The sequence below is a fragment of the Ulvibacterium sp. genome, from assembly GCF_028285715.1.
GTDB lineage: Bacteria > Bacteroidota > Bacteroidia > Flavobacteriales > Flavobacteriaceae > Ulvibacterium.
The window spans coordinates 84,780-103,759 of sequence record NZ_JANQOO010000036.1; the positions used below are offsets into that span (position 1 = coordinate 84,780).

Sequence of the window (18,980 nt, forward strand, 5' to 3'; positions counted from 1 at the left end):
ACAATTACTATTCCGTGATTCTTTGAAATCTAAAGCCTGAAGATCGCAATTCAAAGTTATTTTTTGCTTTGGTCAGTTCAACTGTCTCTCCACCAAAAAAGTCAAAGTTATAACCTGGAATAATGGCCAAGGTATCGGACAGAGGTGAAAGCCCCAATTGAAAATCCGCGGTGTTGGGGTATGATACATGGTATCTAAGTTCCAAAACGCCAAACTCGTTCACTAACAATTCCGCTTTTTCAACGGTTCTGTGATCAATTGCTTGGTAATTGACCACTTCATAAGTTCCGACTGCCTTTTTCCATGATTGGGGGATCTGGGTATTTTTGATTTTTGCCCCTCCGATGTTCCGTCTTCCGCTATCGTATTGTTCCCCGACCACAAGTTCATTTCCGATCTTATCCCAAAATATGTCCATTGCATGAATTTTGATGCCCATCTTCTTTACCGATAATTTAAGCAAATTATCTTCATGGACCGTGGCAATTCCTTTTTGCTTATCCAGACCAAGGGTCACATTGAATTTTTTGCCAGCAGGTTGCAGGTTCAAGATCCCTAGATCAGTGCTATAGGAACCTCCCAGTTCCTTCATTTGGCTATTGGTCAAGGTTGTTTTACCCAACTCCCTTTTTATTTGGCGCATACCCCTTTTTAAATCATGTCTTTGGGATAGAAAATCAAAAGTTTTTGACCAAATATCCCAGTGCAGACGGCTTGAGGCATTGGAGTTGCTGCATACGATTACTGCAGCCCGTTTCTCAGGAATGTAAAAGATATAGCTATAGAACGGTTCGTGGATTCCACCTTTTTTAACCCTTTTGAATCCTTGATACGGTTGTATTTCCCACATTAGACCTATCTGGGTCCCATACGCCATTGGGGCATCTACAAAATGTAGTGTATGGGCTTCCCCGACTATTTCAGGTTTCAAAAAAAGATGGTCATCATCATTTTTCCTTAAAAAAAAGACTTGGCATAATTTGGCAAGGTCCGAAGTAGTGGAGTAAATCCCGTCAGATCCTGGCCAACTGTATTCATAGGTCGGGGTTTCCTTTCCGTTCACATACCCTTTGGTGTCAACTGGACCAAAACCTGAATTATCCATACCCAAGGGATTAAATACCTTTGCAGTTACAAATTCCGAGTACGGTATCTCAGCTACTCGTTGTACCAATAAAGCCAATAGATCTACTCCCCAATCCGAATATTGGTATACTTTTCCTGCCGGGGCAATAAGATATTCGTTACGACTTTGGATCAAAAGGCTATCCAAGGGTAGTGGTCGCTTTTTTAAAAACCCTTTGGCTCTTAGCCTTGGTAGTCCCGCGTAATGAGACAATAGGTGCCTTATTGTGAAATCTATGGGGCCAGAAAAGTGTTTCTTCATTACAAAATCGGGTACATAATCGGTGTAGGGCCTATCGATATCGATTTTCCCATCAGAGTAAAGTTTGAGCACGGCCGTTGCCGTAACCACCTTGGAAACTGATCCTATGGGATATGGGGTATTCAAATCAGCCTTTGACCCACTTTCCAAGTCAGAAAGACCGAATCCTTTGTCCACCACAACTTCACCATCCAAAATTACGGTCACATTTGCCCCGACTACATTGTGCTTTTTCATTTTTTTGGGTACGAATTTGTCAAATGATTGCCGGAAGCTGGTAAGCTCTTCACTCTGTTTTTGGGATAATACCATTGACCACATCAGGAGAATAGGTAGGTACAAATAGTGTTTAGTCGTTTTTTTCATGATTGATGTTTTTTGCCAAAACAACAAACAATCTGGCCTTCAAAAAGCGAAATTGTATTAAAATGGGATGAAGCGATATGTTTTTATACTTGAAATGTGTGCAAGCACCAAAACGCATAGGGCAATGCTTTGATAGGTTAGGTCCCTAGTGCAATTTCACTACATAAATTCATTGAAAATGAGTTGCATTTTGATGTTGGGGGATATTTACCGAATCGATATGAACATAGCTATATTCAATAGAGATCATGTGCCCTGCAAGTGAAGTCGACAATCTACTAGATTGTGATATTTGAATAAGGCCAAGCGCGGTTATTTGTCCTTAGAAATTAGCGAAGGATTTATAAAAATCCGAAAGTGATAAGCTTCACATTTCTTCCATTAGTATTCAAAGGGAAAACTCCATTATACCCAAACTCTTTTCAAAAAATCAACAAAATTCTTAAACATAATATTCTCTATATCTTCCTGACTATATCCCTTGTTGGCAAGCATATTGGGGACCTTTTGAAGATCGGCAATGGTATCAAGATCACTGGGTGCCTGTTCCTTTCCGAAGGCTCCATCTAAATCTGTTCCAATTCCTACATGCAAAGAATTACCGGAAAGCTGACATATATGGTCAATATTATTAATCATTTGATGCAGGGTAACTCCCATTTCCTCTGGAGTTGACACCCCTCTTATCCAATTTGGCACCATCATCCAAGCGTCAAGAGCCACACCAATTACGGCTTCTCGCCTAATCAACTCCATAATTTGTTCGTCGCTAAATTGTCGATTGTGATTTACAAGCGCCCTGCAATTACTATGGCTTGCCCAAACCGGGCCGTTGTAAACACTCATGGTTTCCCAAAAACTGACATCACAAAGATGGGTGGCATCCAGTATTATCCTTAGTTCTTCAATTTTTTTTAGGAGCTCCTTACCCTTAGGACCAATACTTCCAGAGGAATCTGTACCGTAGGCATAGGTTCCAGGTCCATAATGGGCTGGACCTATTGCCCTAAGACCTGCCTCATATGATTTTTCCAGGTGATCCATGGATACTATGGAGTCCGCACCTTCCAAACTCAAAATATAGCCTATTGGTTTTTTTTCAAGAGCGCCTTCCCATAGTGATAAATGGTTAGTAAGTGTTGTAATGTCCCGGATTTGGGCCATCTCACCAATACGTTCCATTTCCTTGTACCAAGCAAGTTGGCCCTGTGTTTGTGCCCATGCCTGAAATGGGGATTTCCAGCCAGGTATCTTCCTATTTTTCTTTACATAACGTGCAATTTGGGTAGCTACGCAAATTCCTATGTTCCCACGCCTCATTGCATTAAGCGAAACCATGTTTTTGGCCCGATCCGGTTTATCGGTCATTCCAACTTCGCTTTTTCTGATTTCATCAACCGTCCATGTTAGGTCTCTATTCCATTCCAGGGCATTCATGGCCAAGTCTAGATGTGCGTCAAATATGAACATAAATATGGTAAACCGTTATTTTTTGATTTCTCCTTATTTACCTAGGGAGAGTTGTATTTTTCCTTTTTTACTCCGGATTGCGCAACATATGCTTGTCAATGCAATTCGAACATAGCTTCTATTTCCACCGGAATACCGTCAGGTAGCATCATACCCACAGCACTCCGCACACCTATCCCCAGTTCCGTACCAAAGATATCTACCATTAATTCACTGAAACCATTAATTACAGCGGGCTGATTTACAAAATCTGGAGTACAGTTGACCATACCCAATACTTTTACTACACGCTTAATCCTATCAACACTTCCAAAATGCGTAATTATCGATGAAAGTACGGTCAATCCTACCTGTCTAGCCGCTGAATATCCCCCATCTATATCCATGTTATCTCCCAGCCGACCTTGCACCAAACTTCCATCGTTCCGTACAGGTCCATGACCTGAAACATATAGGAACTTATCAACTACGAGCACAGGTATGTAAACCCCTTTGGGTTTTGGTGCCGGGGGCAAAACCAATCCCAACTCCTCAATTCTTTCTGAAGGTAACTTTTTCATATTACGTTAAAATTGTGTCCAATAACAAAACTCCACCTATACCAATAACGCCGACTAGGGTCTCCATTACCGTCCATGTAGAAAGTGTTTCTTTTATGGAAAGATTAAAATATTCCTTAAACATCCAGAATCCGCCATCATTTACGTGGGACAACATTAAACTACCGGAACCTACGGCCAGTACCATGAGTTCCGGGTTGACACTTGTTCCTGATACAAGAGGTAATGCTATTCCTGCGGCCGTAAGTCCTGCCACCGTTGCAGAACCTACACAGACTCTAATAATTGCAGCTATCATCCATCCTAAAAATAATGGAGAAACATCGGTGCCCTTAAGTAGTTCCCCGATATAATCACTTACACCACTATCCACTAAAATCTGTTTTAGTGCTCCGGCACCGGCAATAATCAACAAAACCATGGTAATGCTGGAAACTGAATTGGAAATGGATTGCATCAGTTCCCCCATTTTTTTGCCTTGGTAAAGTCCCAAAGTATAGATAGCTACAAGAACCGAGATAAGCATAGCTATAACAGGATTACCGATAAAACCCACTATAAGATATAGCGTACCCTTTTCCGGAATGAAGTTTATCAAAACGGTAGATACCATGATCAGTATCACCGGAAGTAAGGAGGTAAAGGTGCTAACAGCCATACTGGGCATTTCATTATCCTTTAAAATTACCGGGTTGTAAAATTCCTTAAGAGGTGTTGCCTCTATGTTTTTAATGGTTCTTGCAAATAATGGTCCTGCTAGAATTATGGCGGGAATAGCTATTAAGATTCCATACAACAATGTTTTTCCGGTATCTGCGCCAAACATTCCCACAATGGCAGTTGGAGCTGGATGTGGTGGCAAAAAACCATGCGTAACGGATAATGAAGTAAGCATAGGGAGACCTACATATATTAAAGGCAAACCCGTAGAAGCCGCGACAGTAAACACCAATGGAATTAGTATTACGAACCCTACGGAATAAAACATAGGAATACCAACAATAAAGCCGGCAATAACAACAGCCCACTGAATATATTTTAAACCAAAGGCATTAACAAGTTTTGATGTAATTCTTTGGGCAGCACCACTATCTGCAACCAGTTTGCCTAGCATGGCACCTAAACCAATAATCATTACCAAAAAACCAAGGGTATTGCCAATACCTTTTTGAATGGATAATACTACACTGTCCAACGGCATACCTTGGAAGATACCTACGGTAATGCATACTATTATAAAAGAAATAAAGGTGTCCAGCTTTGCTACAATTATTAAAACAAAGAGTAATAGTATTCCGGCAATTATGATCAAAAGAGGCATACGTCTATTTCTTACTGCTGTTATGGTTCTGCTTAAGCCCCCTAAAATAGTGGTGTTTTAGGTTATAAAAAAGTACTTTTTGGCATAAAAAGGAGGACTTTTCCATGTTTGTTGAACAATTCCCTTTGAGTAGATTTCTTTTGAAACCCATTAGGGCCTTTTTTAGTGGTCATAGAACCGATCATCCTTGGACATACCTAATTGTAGTAGCATTCCAAACAGATAGAAATCGAACATTTACATCGGACCTAAACAACCTGTTTTAGCTGCTCTGGCTTATCCAATAGTATTTCGGAACTACTGGTATTGGTGATTATTTTCGGTGGAAAGAAGGGTTAATCTGCTCTCAAGGCCGATGCAATTATCATGCGGTGAATATCCTTTTGCAATATTCGGATTTTAATAAGGTTCAAATATTCCTTCGAGTAAAGGGAATAGCGTCAACGCCCATTCCACTAAGGTTTTATATGGATGGCGGATATAAAAATCCTTCAATTCTATTTTTTGTAGGTAGCCTTATTGGCTTGGGTTACCCGTCCTTTGTCCAATTTAATTACTTTACGGTCATAGGTATAAAGGCCGTTCATCTCGTTTTCAACATCGGTCCATTGTGTATAGACCGAAGCACTCAAACCTTCTTTTTGAAAATCGTCCACAATCATCTTAATAAAGCGCTCGTACTCCATGGTAGCTGCTTCTTTACCTTCATAATTGTGGTGTACCCAAGGACCATCCAAATCCCAAATATGATCGGGAACCTTGTAGCCAATAGCTCCATATTCCCCGTTGACCACAGCACGTTTATTCGTGGCAAAAGGCACCGAAGGCGGTCGGTAGGAATGGTTGTCCTTAATATGACCTACCTCATAATCTATATTGGGCCTACCCGCATCAATGCCACTGTTGCCGATGACCAGGCGCGACGGGTCTTGCGCCATGACACTTTTTGTAAGACGTTCCACATCATATATTCCCCAATGTTCATTGAACACGACCCATATGATAATTGAAGGATGGTTGCCAAAACCATCTACCATTCGTGACAACTCTAACTCAAATTGATTTTTTTCCGACTCGGTTCGTGTCCCGAACGTGCTTGGCATATCCTGCCATACCAATATCCCAAGTTTATCACACCAATAATACCAACGCTGGGGCTCAATTTTAATGTGCTTTCTAATCATATTAAAACCCCATTCTTTAATCATTTCCACATCCCATTTTAGGGCTTCATCCGTTGGAGCCGTATAGATGCCATCGGGCCAATAGCCCTGATCCAGTGGGCCTATTTGGAACAAAAATTCGTTGTTCAGAAATATCTTTTTAAGGTTACCTACGGATTCTATGGAGATTTTTCGCATGCCCATATATGACTTCACCTCATCCAAAACCTTTGTGCTGTCCTTCAATTTTACTATAATATCGTATAAAAAGGGATGGTCTGGTGACCATAACTTTGGGTCGGAGACTTCAATATCAAAAGGAGCGTTAATCAATCCTTCGCCCTTACTTATCAAGGTGATGCCATCGTATACGCTAACCTCGGCTATCAGCTCTTTATCTACTCCGGCATTGGGATTTATCTGAGCGGTTATTTTTTCTTTATCTATATTGGGTACCAAGCTCAGATGGTCTATATAAGCAGTTTTGGGTACTGCCTCCAACCAGACTGTCTGCCAAATTCCCGAAGATTGGGTGTAGGCAAATCGTTGCGGATTTTCAAAACGATCATTGTTCTGTTTGCCATAGGCTATTGCCTCATCAGTACCTGGATCACGAACCAAAACGGTTAGCTCATTACTCGTGGTGTTGAGATACGAGGTAATGTCAAACGAAAAGGCATCATATGCGCCTTTATGGCTTCCTACATATTTGTCGTTCACAAAAACCGTGGCCTCAAAATCAACAGCCCCAAAATGGAGTAGTACTTTATCCCCTTTCCAGCTTTTGGGAACCGTAAAGCTACGTTTGTACCATGCGTGTTGGGAATCCAACTCGCGATTGATTTGTGATATATAAGACTCCCATGGAAAAGGAACCACAATATTTTCTTTGAGCCTTTTTGGCAGGGACTCACCTGGCCGTGCTTCGCCAAATTGCCAAACCCCATTAAGGTTTTTCCATTTCTCGCGGACCATTGTAGGCCTTGGGTATTCGGGCAAGGGATTATTTTTGTCTACATTCTCCGCCCAAGGCGTAACCATGGGTGAATCTCCTTTTAAGTGGGTGCCGGGGACCGTTTTCTTTTGTGCCGATAGAACGGTTACAAGGACCAGGGTCACAAAGGCTAAACTTTTTTTCATCTGTGTACTTTTGCTGCTCTTAATCGATTACACTTAATCTCCAATGATAAAGAAAGTAATGTTAATTAAAATTATCAATTTGCGCCAAGGGCCACTTTCATGTGTGGCCTCGTCATTCATCAAAAATGGCTTTCGACTTCCAAACGCATCCGAGTAACGATTTCCATTCTTTCGAAATATATTTTGAAAGCCCTCCTTTAATTGAATCCATTTTGGATGTATTAGCAATATTGCTCCGCACTTTGAGATTGGTTTAATAGTCGCATAGTTGCTGACCACCATAAGGATGGTACAAATAGCGATAACGAACTCAGGGGCGACGAGTATTCAATTCGTTACATTACAAATTCAAAAATAACACATCAATGGAGACATCAACAAAATGAATTCAAATACTATCATTATGAAAATGACTTATCTTGGTGGTAATTGGTTTTAATAACAAAAAACACATCACAAATATGAAACGTCGATCATTCTTTAAGGAAACCACTACGGCCGTGGCCGGGTTGGGACTAACCACCGTTTCTTTTACCAACACACCCGACAAAAAGGGCGTAAGGCCTGTTAAGGTATGTGCCACCATGGATCAGGAAAAGGTATCCTTTTATTCGGATTCGATCAAAGAACCGATGAAGGTAGTACATATAGCAGACACGCACTTGTTCACGGATGACGAAAGAGGAATCCCCTACCAACAATATAGTGGGCGGATGGCGAAGGCATATAATGAAACTTTCCATTTTAAGACAGGTGAAAAAACCGAACCGAAGGAAGCCTTTGCCAAGACCCTGGCTTACGCCAAAGAGATAAATGCCGATTTGATTACTTTAATTGGCGATATTTTTAGTTTTCCTTCCGAGGTGGCAATTGAATGGGTAGTCTCCAAGCTAGAGGAAACCGGGATTCCGCATATCTATACGGCCGGGAACCACGATTGGCATTACGAAGGTATGGAGGGTCCGTTGGAATCCCTGCGTGACACCTGGATTCGAAAAAGGCTATTACCACTATATCAAGGGAACCATCCGTTAATGGCAGCCTATGATATAAAAGGGATTCGGTTCTTGGCCATAGATAATTCCACCTACCAGATCAATGAGGAGCAGTTGGCCTTTTTTAAGGAGCATTTGGCAAGCGGGATGCCCTTCGTGCTATTGGTACATATTCCTTTGTATGCTCCCGGTAAAGGGGTTGGCTTCGGTTGCGGAAATCCGGATTGGGGAGCCAAAACAGATGGAAACTTTGAACTGGAAAGGCGACCGAAATGGCCCGAGGAAGGCCATACCCAGACTACCTTCGAATTTCATAAAAAAGTCTTTAGTGCGCCCAACCTTATGGGTATTTTCTCGGGGCACATCCATCGCAATTCCATTGAGATATTAAAGGGGAAACCCCAAATTGTAGCTGATGACAATGCCAGCGGCGGTTATCTGGATATTGACTTTCTACCCATGCGTAATCAGGACAAGAGCTTGATATTTTAGATATGTAATGCGGCATTCCCATACTCCAAAATGAACAGAAGAAAACGCATCAAAAACATGCCACTTTCTGCAGATACCGCCATAGTAATGCCCACAAAAAAATTTGCTTTCGGTGCACTTTTTAAAAGCAAACAATACTTTTAGCTCACTATATTATGGATATTCATGGCAATTAGGGGATACGGGAGGTTTGCACATTGGATTCCCGAAGAGAAGTAATACCGCAATTGGAAAGTTATCCAAGGAGAGTCCTTAACTTTTGATTAAGAGATTGGCATCGGAAAGAAAGTAGCTCCAGATGAATCCGGTTCTACAGTAAAAATTGAATTTATTCATTATTTTAATGAAGGAAGCTATATTGAAATTTCAATCGAGTTGCTTTAGTCTCCCAACAAAAATACCGCTATAACGGGATAGTGATCGGAAAGATGGTAGGTACTCTCCCCATTATGGACACGGGCATAGGTGCAAACCCCTTCTAGCGCAGGAGATGTCATAATGTAGTCGATTCGTTTGGGATGACCATAACGGCCTTTGTCCACATCCTTTTCAAAGATTTGGGATGGTGAGCTTAAACGTTCCTCAAGTTCCCTGGTGTGTATCTGAACGACATCTAGCAACGGAAACCCAACGTACCTGGCCATTACTCCATATTCCAATCGGCCCATATGCAGATTACGGATGTGTTCATGCTTGTGTTCCGATTCCTTCATGGCCGCTAACATCTTGTTATTGCCTTTATAGAATTGGGCATCAAACGGGGATAGCGCATTGAAATCGCCAAGAACGATGTATTTATCTTGATTTTTTCTCACCTTTTCCAGTTTGGAAAGGATAATGTCCGCTTCTTCATGGCGCTTCGTAAAGCTAAAAGGCGAAAAGTGTATTACAAAGAAATCGATGCCCCAGGTTTCACAATGTAAAGCGCCATGGTGCATATTTTCCAAAATTCGCTCTTTTACGGTAATAGGCTTGTTAGAAGTAATACCTACGGGATAACCGTCAGATTTTAAAATTTCCGCATGGGAATGCCCCCATTTTTTGGCATCATGCAAAAGCTTTTCCAGGGTATAATCGTTCAATTCCTGCAAGGCCACCACATCCGGGTTCTGTGCCTTTATCCAATCGATAGCATTTTGCTGGCGCTCTTTGTCCTTACCATAATCAAAACCGTTCCAAATGTTATAACTTATTACTTTTAGCCGCTGTTGAGAAGGCTTGGAGGTTTCTTCTTGTGCTAAAATAACTATGGGCAAAAGGCCTAAAAGCAATATAGTGAACAGCCTCAAGAAGGAGTATTTTATAGGTTTTTCCAATGAAAGTTGCTCTTTATCAAAATTGTAAAGGTGTACAGTTCCCATATTGTTCACTATTTTATATTTACGTGTTTTGTTTTGCGGTTGCAATCGATTTAAGCCTATTCACTTTCAATGGCGAAAGTGGTGGTTATGGCTGGATGGTCACTGGGCCAAGCTCCCTTAAACTGGAAATGCATATCAGAATCGACTGCACGCAATTGTTTCCCCTTAAAGTAGATATAATCTATTCTATTTGTCAGGCTTTTGGCTGACATGGTACGTGCTTTATACTCCAGGTTTGGCCTTACTTCACGAAAAGAATCCTTAAACCCAGCCTCGGCCATTTCCTTGCTTACCGGCCATTCTATAATCATGTTATTATGCCATTCCTTTGTTTCTTCCGTCCAATCCCTAAAAGAGGGGCTATTAAAATCGCCGCCTATGATTAGGGGAATCCTATTGGCACCTATTATTTCTGGTCGTACTAGCTCCAGTATTTCCTTGATTTCCCTGTGTCGTGTAGCCTCTTCTCCAAGTACAATTTTTTCTGGAGTGGCATCATGGGCTTGTACATCCTCCTGCCAAGCTGGGAGATAATGGATCCATAGACTGGCAAGATTGATTTTCTGTCCTTTGCTCAGTTCTATGGTAGTCATTCCCAATCGAAAGGCGTCATAAGGTGCTTTGGTAGATAGGATGGGGTATTTGCTTATTACCGAAATGTTGGTACTGGCAAGGTAAAAGTAATAACCAAGGGCATCTGCAATCAATGCACCCGATCCATAGGTTTCTTGCATCATTACAATGTCCGCACCTGTATTTTTGATAAAATCGATGACCTGTTTGGGGCCTATTTCCCGGCCATGCCTCCTACCGCCATGCCAAATATTCCAGGCCATTAGGTTTAAACTTTTGACCGGCTCAACGAACAGTTCTGGAAGTTTGGCGGCAGGTACTAGTTTCGAATATGTTTCAGCCATTTCCTGAGCGTTAAGGGTACGGTCATACACTTTAAATTCATCCAGAGCACCTTGAAAGGATGGGGCATCACTTTCGGCAAGAATGTCCGTTGCCAGCGAAACGGTATTTTCATTTCCCAAATCGCCAAAACCCTTTATGTTGTATATGGCAACATTAATACCATCAAAATAGAGGTATGCTTCATTCGTGAAGCGTGAAATCGAAAAAGCTATTTGATGCCACATGCCATCATTGATCTGCTGTCTGGGAGCAGTGGGTCTATAATCCAACCTATGCTTTCCATCACCAATATTCCAGGCCCAGCTGCCATCCGGTTGGCTTATAATCGCCCAGCCCTTATTTGAGCCGGAAGTCCTGCTAATACCAAATGCGGCATTGGTGGTATAATCCTTAACGTAGCCATTGTTCCATATTTTATTTGAAGCCAAAACTTCATATTCCTTGTGCATTGATTTGGTGGAGACCCATAGTATAATTGAAAAATCACCGGCCCATATGGATGACAAAGGCTTTTTACTTTCTACCAGAGCAAAGGTTTTTCTACCTTCTCCAACACCAAAGGAGAAAGCATTGCCGTTTATGCCCGGAACTAAGGAATCACAAGACAATTCGCCCAAGTCCCGTTGATTGTCCCCTGCAAGGGATTCCATGCCAAAATGAAAATAGGGCTTTGATTCCCATGATTGTCCAAATATCATAAAATGGAACAGCAATGAAACGAAAACGAATACTAAAGTAGGTTTAACAGGTAGAACCATCATTGTGAATGATTAAAACTTCTCAAATGTAATCGTTCTTTCGGTAATGGTAGGGCTCATTTTATCGCCATCGGGATAACCGATTTCCTCAGGTGTAGGTGCCATATACTGGGTTACACATCCTTCGATATGGAGACTTCCTTTTTTCGGGTCCAAGGTAAGAACCGTATATAAGGGATTACGGTATGGGCAGGTGGATTTTACCGTAGGATAGGCATGCTCAATATGGGGTGCAAAGCGTTCCCTATTGTAGTCGCCACCTACCCAACGGTAGGACATACTGTTTATCTGTATATACGGAATACCATTAATCATCTTCATATAATCTGTATGGTGATGCCCTGATAGGCAAGCAATTACCTTTGGACCGCCATGAGGCAAGCGGTTATTTTCCAGAATGGCCCTGATCTTTTCCTTGTTGGCTATACCAGTATCAGCCTCTAGGCTTTGGTGAATGAAGACAATTGTAGGTTTATTGGTACCGGCCAAATCATTGCTAAGCCATTGCTTTTGTTCATCTCCTATATAACGATCATAACCGTTCCAAGGGGCAGGGTTTTTGTCGTTACCATCTAGCACTATGAAATGAAATCCGCCCTTATCAAAAGAATAATACCTGTCTTTCATCCGCCACCAATCCATGGTCTGTCCTTTTGTAAAGCCAAAATCCCGCATATCATGATTACCCAACACATGATAAGCGGGCCCTTCAAATTCGTTCCATACATCCAGGAATGGTTGGTTCTGTTTTCTTGGAAGCGCGAAATCGCCCAATTGGATTATAAAGTCGGGGATTCGTTCCTTCATGTCATCCATAAAGTATCGGAGTCTGGCATAGCCATCAGGAATGATATCCTGATGTACGTCGGATACGATTCCAATTTGGGTCACACCTTCCTCGTACAGATTGAGTTTAAGCATAGGTAGCGGCAGTGTAAAGAGCATACTGGCCTTTCCGGTGTTCTTGATAAAATGTCTTCTGTACATGGTAATTACTTTATGATTTGATTTGATTTGGTCCGATATTCATAATGCATCAATTAAAGTAAGAAGGAAACAGGAAGAATAGAAGTCTATAGCTTTACTAATTTCCATTACATCTTACTTGTGCCAACACCTTAGATTTCCTTTTCCTTATAAAATCGGAATGGGGCAACGGTAACGGTCTTATTTACGGAATTGTTAAGTTCCTTCAAAGCCTTTTGCTTTTTTAAGCCAAGGCATATTCCGAATATAACGGGCAAAGAACTTAAAGTAGGAAATCAAGCGGAATTTACAAAACGTACAGAAACAAGAAACCCCCGTTAGCACGAGGGTTCTTGATGTCCGGGTGGCAGGATTCACGATGTGCATCCTGATGAGGGGGTCTTACAAATTAAAGCTATGCTTAAATTGTATCTAAAAGCAAAAAGTTCCCTTAAGAAAGTAAACTTTCTACGAGAACTTTTCAGCTTTTATTTGTCGGGGTGGCAGACTTAATATAACCATCATACCACTTTGACTTTCAATATTTTACCTTGCTAATTTAAAGCTGCACACCGCTTTGCAATTTTTATAACAAATAGACGCAAATGATGTAACTCTTTATTTCATAAAGTTAAGAAAACAAATTGTCAAAATCAAAACTTGTCAAATAGTAATATCCAATTTTGGATAATCCCATAAAATCGTTCGTTTTAGAAAACCTAATTAAACTACACTTGAATACTCCTTTGTCTATTTTGGCAAAAAGAGTATTGCGCCTCTAGAAATAGAAATGTCATCTATGTGACCTGAAGTACCGCCATCCGCTTTAATAAAATGAAGATGGGTTCGCTTACCTGGATGGGTGAGCTTTCCCATTCTTTCTGTATTCACCCAAAATCCAATGATTTTGATTTCCTCATTTTCTAAAATAAATTTCTGCTTTGCCTTCTTATGTTCTTTCATATTATGTGGTGCGTCGTCCATCTTAAAAATGATATGGTACTCTAAAAATTTTGGTGTTGTTTCAATTCTAAAGGGATAAGCCTTTTCAGTATCCATTCCATTTTTGGACAATGCGTTTTGGACATATCCCTCTATCGCATCCAATCCATTTAGATTCTCGGTTATTTCCATTTTCTGCCAATTGGCTTGATTAGCCTTTAGCAGAAAGATGGCCTTGGTATGCTTAGAATCATTGACCTTTGGTCGTCCATTCTTTACAGTGGAAATAGATACTTCATCATCATAAACGGTCACTTCACCTTGCAGACCCTCCACAGGTCCAATAGCGTAGTTGTGCTTTTTCGAAAGCAGGGTGTCAAGTCTGACCGTGCCGTTCAAATTGTTTTGATTGATAATCATCTGGCGATTACCATAACTTGTCAAACTGTTTTGATTATTGTAACAACTGGAGGTTATACAGACTAAGCTGAGTATTAAAAGATATTTGAGAGTTTTCATTGTACTTCGTTGTTGTATAAATTTTCATTTTCTTGAAATAACCTAAGACAGATCTTTGAACAAAAGTCGAAGTTTGAATTCTCAGTTTTAAGGTGGTATTCACCATTCTGTGCAACCATCATTTTACAGACGGGGTCTTTTACCTTTGCAGTGGTATCATCATTTTCACTAGTACCGTTTTCCATCGATTCAAATACAGGGTCTGCCATAGATGAATACATTGTTTGCATAAAGTGTAACACCTCTGGTTTTGTTTTTTCGACGCTTCCACCCTCTATTGGAGGTGCGGGGTCATATTCCATATCCAACATAACGGCCTGCGCATAATCTTCCCCTGTTAGTTCAGCGAGTATGGCCAATGACATATCCATACCTGCGGTAACCCCCGCAGATGTCCAATATTTTCCATCCTGAGTATAGCGCTCACCAGTAAAAATCGCACCGTTTTCGGCTAATATTTCTTTTGCTCGAAACCAGTTCCCTGTGGCCTTTTTACCTTTTAACAATCCTGTTCTCCCTAAAATCCAACCACCAGTGCAAACACTCGTAGTATACTGCGTAGTTCTATCAATATCACGGATCCATTGTAACAGACCATCATTATATGCATTTTCAATCGTTTGCTTGAAGCCACCAGGTACCACAAGAATATCCAAACTGTCTACTTGGTCAATAGTGGTGTCGGGTACAAATTCCAATCCCATTACGGTTTTTATGTTTCCGGGTTTCAAGGCAACCGTAACGACATTTGTTCCCATTATATTCTTAAACACATATCGTGGTCCTAAAGCATCTAAATCGTTAACACCTTCATAAACCAGGATTCCAACATTCTTTACGTTATGGTCTTTTATCTTCACCAGTTGCATCGCTTCCTCATGGGTCATATTCTCGACATCTAAGGATTGGTTTGCTACTTCTTGTTCTACTTTATCTTCCTTTTTATTCTGGCAAGCACTCAGGCTTATAAGTGCTACTATCGCAAGTATTATATTTTTCATTTTTTTAAAATTTGATATTTAAAGTTGTCCCAAACGTCCTCGGTTCTGCTATGCGGGTACTTCTCCCAAAACTTGTGTCCGGAGCTCCAAAAGCTATATACCGCTCATCAGCAATATTTCTGACCCATGCAGATAAGGTGTATTTCCCATTACTTAAGGTCACCAATGTATTGAGCAGACTATAGGACTCAATCTCTAAGTCGTTTTGGATATCGCTAAAAGCGTCACCTATATTTCTAAACTCTCCACGGATTGTTAATGCATAATCTTTAAATGCTGGAAATTGGTATTGCCCCGCAAAGAAAAAGGTATGTTCTGGTGCATTGGATAGCGTATTGCCAGAAACATCATCTGTTATTGTGTCTGCCATTCCCGTAGTTTCATTAAGGATATCGCGAGAAAGTACAAAGTCTTTATATTCCGTATCGTTTATTCCCAAATTGGCTTCAAGTTGAAGCCCTTTTAGAGGTATTGCTATGGTTTCTAACTCGATACCTGTGGAACGGGCATCGCCTACATTGGTACGTGCAAACACAAAATTTCCAAACGAATTAAAGAATTGTAAGTCTTTCCAATCGATATGGAATGCGGCAAGATTTGCTTGCAATTTGTTATTGAACCAATTGGATTTATAACCTATTTCAAAATTGTTGGAATATTCCGGGTCGAAGGTCTGTGATACGCCTTCAGGTAATAGATTACCATTGATTCCGCCGGCCCTAAAACCTCTGGTATAACTTGCATAGGCATTTTGGTTATTACTAATCTGATATCCTAAGGCAAACTTTGGCAATAGGGCATCATAATTTCCACTTAGTTCAGTCCGATTGTCTATAAAATTTACAATGCCATCTACGCTTTCAAAACGGCTAAAAATAAGTTTACGATTCTCGTACTCGTAACGCAATCCGGCTGTGGCGGTAAACGCTTTGGCGAAAGCGTAATTCACTTCACCAAAAAGTGCAATACCTTCATTCTTTCCTATTTGACTAAATATATCCAAAGTGGTTTCATCTACTATTCTTGCCGTATTTGTAGAGGGCTCATAGTTGGTTTGATTGAAATAAAAAGTCCCAGCAGTGTAATTAAGGGTATCGTTTTTGTCTTCTGAAGAAATGCGGAATTCCTGTGAAAATACTTCCTGCGGATTATTCATTACACCGACTTGACCATCGTTATAACTTGCAAATACTTGCCCTGGAAATTGGGGTAGAAAATCAAGGTCATTAAAGCGTAATCCCACACGTTGATAAGCGGATATGGACGACAGCTTAAAGGCATTCGCTCTATAATTAACTGCTGCTGATGCGTTAAATAGATTGCGTTGGTGTTCACCAACCCTTCCCAAAAAGATGCTGTCCGGATTATCCAACGCCACTTGCTCATCTTGTACCGATACAAAAAATGTACTGGCATCAGATTGGTCTATTTGGGTTTTTAAATTTAAGGTTGCATCCCATCGGTCATTGGGTAACCACTTTAAAAAGACATTTCCATAAATACTTGATTCATCACCCACACGGCGACCATCTTGACCTATTACCGGGTCTGCTGTGCCTTCTGTTGAGTTAGTTAAAAAACCATCCCTGTATTGATACTGGGCCGCAATACCAAAAAACAACGTATCATCTATCAGCGGGGTTTTAAAACCTAATCCGTGGCGTTGCAATCCGAGATTTCCTAAACTGCTTTCAAAAAAACCAGATTGTTTATTTGTCGGTTTTTTAGTAATGATATTAATGACTCCACCCAGTGCATTACGCCCATAAAGTGTCCCTTGTGGACCTCTTAATACTTCCACACGTTCTACATCCATAAACTGTATTCCACCCGCGGCGATATCCAAACTGTTTACGCCATCAATATATGTGGCAATAGCTGGGTTTTCACTGAATACCTGAATTCCACGGATACTTTGCAGACCTTGAAAACCAACGCCCAATTGCGTAGCACTGTAGTTGGGAATGATTCCTGTAAGTTCATCTACGTCCCAACTGCGGGTTTCTTGGAGTCGAGTTGGGTTGAGACTCGTAACTGCAATAGGAATATCCTGTAGTCTTTGTTCCCGTTTAAGCGCTGTAACCACGACTTCATCAATCTGTGTAGTAGCTGGCTCAAGAATAACGTCAATGGTCAATTCGTTGTCGATTACCATTATTTCAAGGACCTTGGTAGCATATCCTATTTCACTTATTTGTAAGGTGTGTTTACCGGCAATCAGTTGTAAGCTAAAGGTTCCATCTTGTTTGGATATAGTACCTCTTGTAGAATTTAATACTGTGATATTGGCGTCTGTAATTGGTTGTTTTGCGGGGTTTGTAATTGTTCCAGATACGGTTTGTGCAATACATAACTGTGCACTAAGGCCTACCCATAGGGTAAGCATTATGATTTTTTTCATTTATGATTTTGATTAAAAATGAATCCACATAAGTGGACATAATACTCTTATAGCTATAGTTTTTACAGCTACTTATAAAACATGGGCTTTTAGTATTATGCTTGTGGTGGATGGAAGATATCCCAATGCGCTACATGGGAATAATGATCTGTAATCAATGGAAATGACTTCTTAGCTGATATAATGCATTTTGTTTGGGAAAGCTTTTTGCTAAAGCTAAAGAGTACAAATTCATATTTACTATGAACAAGTTGAGGAAGCTCTTGTTCTTGTCCTGATTGCTGTTCTTGCAATTGTTGCATCAAGTAGCATTTACCGTTACAACTCAACTTTGGTTTTTCCTTATTGATACAGAGTACTTCTTTGATGTACTCATTATTTGCCAAAAAATCTACCCATACTGAAATGTTTACCACTGGTTGTGCGTGTAAACAAGATAGAAGTAGTATGGCAATAAGGCGTTGCAAATTGTTTTTTTACAAAGATAAAAATTGAAAAGATAGCCTGCGAAAAATGCCAGACAGTAGTGCAGTATTTATGCAGGACATTACGACTAGATAGTTGCAAAAATTGGTGCTTTGACAAGATTTCTCAAAACCGGTTTTCATTAAAATCCACTTTTTGAAAGTTTTAATGAATTTTAAGTACGATGAACTCCATGAACCTGAAAATGGTTGGTCTCCCTAAAGGTCTGTGGAGTTACACCGGTATTCTTCTTGAAAAAGCGACAGAAATAGGATGTATCATTATACCCCAATTCATAGGCAATTTGATTGATGGTATTTTCGGTCTGGATAAGCTCACCTTTAATTTCAAGGATAACGCGTTCTTGTATCGTCTCGCTGGCACTTTGACCCGTGACTTCCCGCACGGTATCGTTTAAATAGGTTGGTGATATGTATAGCTTTTCGGCATAGTCCGATACCTTTCGGATGGTCTTAAAATTCTTTTCAAGTAATTTTTTAAATCTTGCGGTGATGAGATGCTTTCGTGAAAGCGAGGAATAGCTGTCATCTTCATTAAAATCATTGATACGCTCAATCTCAATAAGCAGTACGTTGAGATAAAGACGGCATAACAAATCATCGTTTATACTCTCTCTGTTGTTGACCTCAAAAGCAATTTTTTGCTGAATATCAAAGAGGTTTTCCCATTGGTTTTTAGACAGCTTTAGAACCGGAAGACGGTTGAGTTGAAAGAAAGGGTAAAAACATAACTTG

Annotated in this window: 14 protein-coding genes; 1 reads left to right on the forward strand and 13 read right to left on the reverse strand. The window is 40.5% G+C overall.

The annotated features are described in order from the left end of the window. Window positions 1-7: 7 nt before the first annotated feature. From Q0993_RS21780 to Q0993_RS21800, 5 genes are all read right to left on the reverse strand, one after another. Window positions 8-1,753, reverse strand: a complete 1,746-nt coding sequence (locus Q0993_RS21780) for a serine hydrolase (RefSeq protein WP_299537519.1) — start codon at window positions 1,751-1,753, stop codon at window positions 8-10. Window positions 1,754-2,158: 405 nt separating this feature from the next. After that, entirely contained in the window at window positions 2,159-3,223 is a 1,065-nt protein-coding gene (locus tag Q0993_RS21785; RefSeq protein WP_299537522.1) for a membrane dipeptidase, read from the reverse strand. Between the two features lie 95 nt (window positions 3,224-3,318). After that, window positions 3,319-3,783: a RidA family protein gene (locus Q0993_RS21790; protein WP_299537525.1), complete on the reverse strand. Its 465-nt coding sequence runs from the start codon at window positions 3,781-3,783 to the stop codon at window positions 3,319-3,321. A 1-nt stretch (window position 3,784) separates the two neighbouring features. Beyond that, a complete protein-coding gene (locus Q0993_RS21795) occupies window positions 3,785-5,104 on the reverse strand; it encodes a gluconate:H+ symporter (protein WP_299537529.1) in 1,320 nt (439 codons plus the stop codon). A gap of 497 nt (window positions 5,105-5,601) precedes the next feature. After that, entirely contained in the window at window positions 5,602-7,407 is a 1,806-nt protein-coding gene (locus Q0993_RS21800; RefSeq protein WP_299537533.1) for a glycoside hydrolase family 2 protein, read from the reverse strand. 461 nt (window positions 7,408-7,868) lie between these two features. Between Q0993_RS21800 and Q0993_RS21805 the strand changes: the two genes are divergently transcribed. Next, window positions 7,869-8,894, forward strand: a complete 1,026-nt coding sequence (locus tag Q0993_RS21805; RefSeq protein ID WP_299537535.1) for a metallophosphoesterase — start codon at window positions 7,869-7,871, stop codon at window positions 8,892-8,894. A 380-nt stretch (window positions 8,895-9,274) separates the two neighbouring features. Here the strand turns inward: Q0993_RS21805 and Q0993_RS21810 are convergent, their stop codons facing one another. The 8 genes from Q0993_RS21810 to Q0993_RS21845 all read right to left on the reverse strand — a co-directional run. Then, window positions 9,275-10,255 carry an endonuclease/exonuclease/phosphatase family protein gene (locus Q0993_RS21810; RefSeq protein ID WP_299537539.1) on the reverse strand — a complete coding sequence of 327 codons (981 nt, stop codon included), beginning with the start codon at window positions 10,253-10,255 and terminating at the stop codon, window positions 9,275-9,277. Window positions 10,256-10,311: 56 nt separating this feature from the next. Beyond that, window positions 10,312-11,823 carry an endonuclease/exonuclease/phosphatase family protein gene (locus Q0993_RS21815; protein ID WP_299537541.1) on the reverse strand — a complete coding sequence of 504 codons (1,512 nt, stop codon included), beginning with the start codon at window positions 11,821-11,823 and terminating at the stop codon, window positions 10,312-10,314. A 120-nt stretch (window positions 11,824-11,943) separates the two neighbouring features. Continuing rightward, window positions 11,944-12,918 carry a metallophosphoesterase gene (locus tag Q0993_RS21820; protein ID WP_299537543.1) on the reverse strand — a complete coding sequence of 325 codons (975 nt, stop codon included), beginning with the start codon at window positions 12,916-12,918 and terminating at the stop codon, window positions 11,944-11,946. A gap of 729 nt (window positions 12,919-13,647) precedes the next feature. After that, window positions 13,648-14,358 (reverse strand): acetolactate decarboxylase, encoded by a 711-nt coding sequence (locus Q0993_RS21825; protein ID WP_299537546.1) that lies wholly within the window; start codon window positions 14,356-14,358, stop codon window positions 13,648-13,650. Further along, the gene (locus Q0993_RS21830; RefSeq protein ID WP_299537549.1) at window positions 14,355-15,359 is read right to left on the reverse strand and encodes a DJ-1/PfpI family protein; all 1,005 of its coding nucleotides are present in this window, start codon (window positions 15,357-15,359) and stop codon (window positions 14,355-14,357) included. The genes Q0993_RS21825 and Q0993_RS21830 overlap by 4 nt, the downstream gene beginning before the upstream one ends. Before the next feature lie 4 nt (window positions 15,360-15,363). Continuing rightward, a complete protein-coding gene (locus tag Q0993_RS21835; RefSeq protein WP_299537552.1) occupies window positions 15,364-17,760 on the reverse strand; it encodes a TonB-dependent receptor in 2,397 nt (798 codons plus the stop codon). A gap of 95 nt (window positions 17,761-17,855) precedes the next feature. Further along, complete coding sequence (locus tag Q0993_RS21840) at window positions 17,856-18,062, reverse strand: hypothetical protein (protein ID WP_299537555.1); 207 nt, start codon at window positions 18,060-18,062, stop codon at window positions 17,856-17,858. Between the two features lie 338 nt (window positions 18,063-18,400). Beyond that, window positions 18,401-18,980: AraC family transcriptional regulator (locus tag Q0993_RS21845; protein ID WP_299537560.1), on the reverse strand; the 580-nt coding region annotated here is incomplete at its 5' end.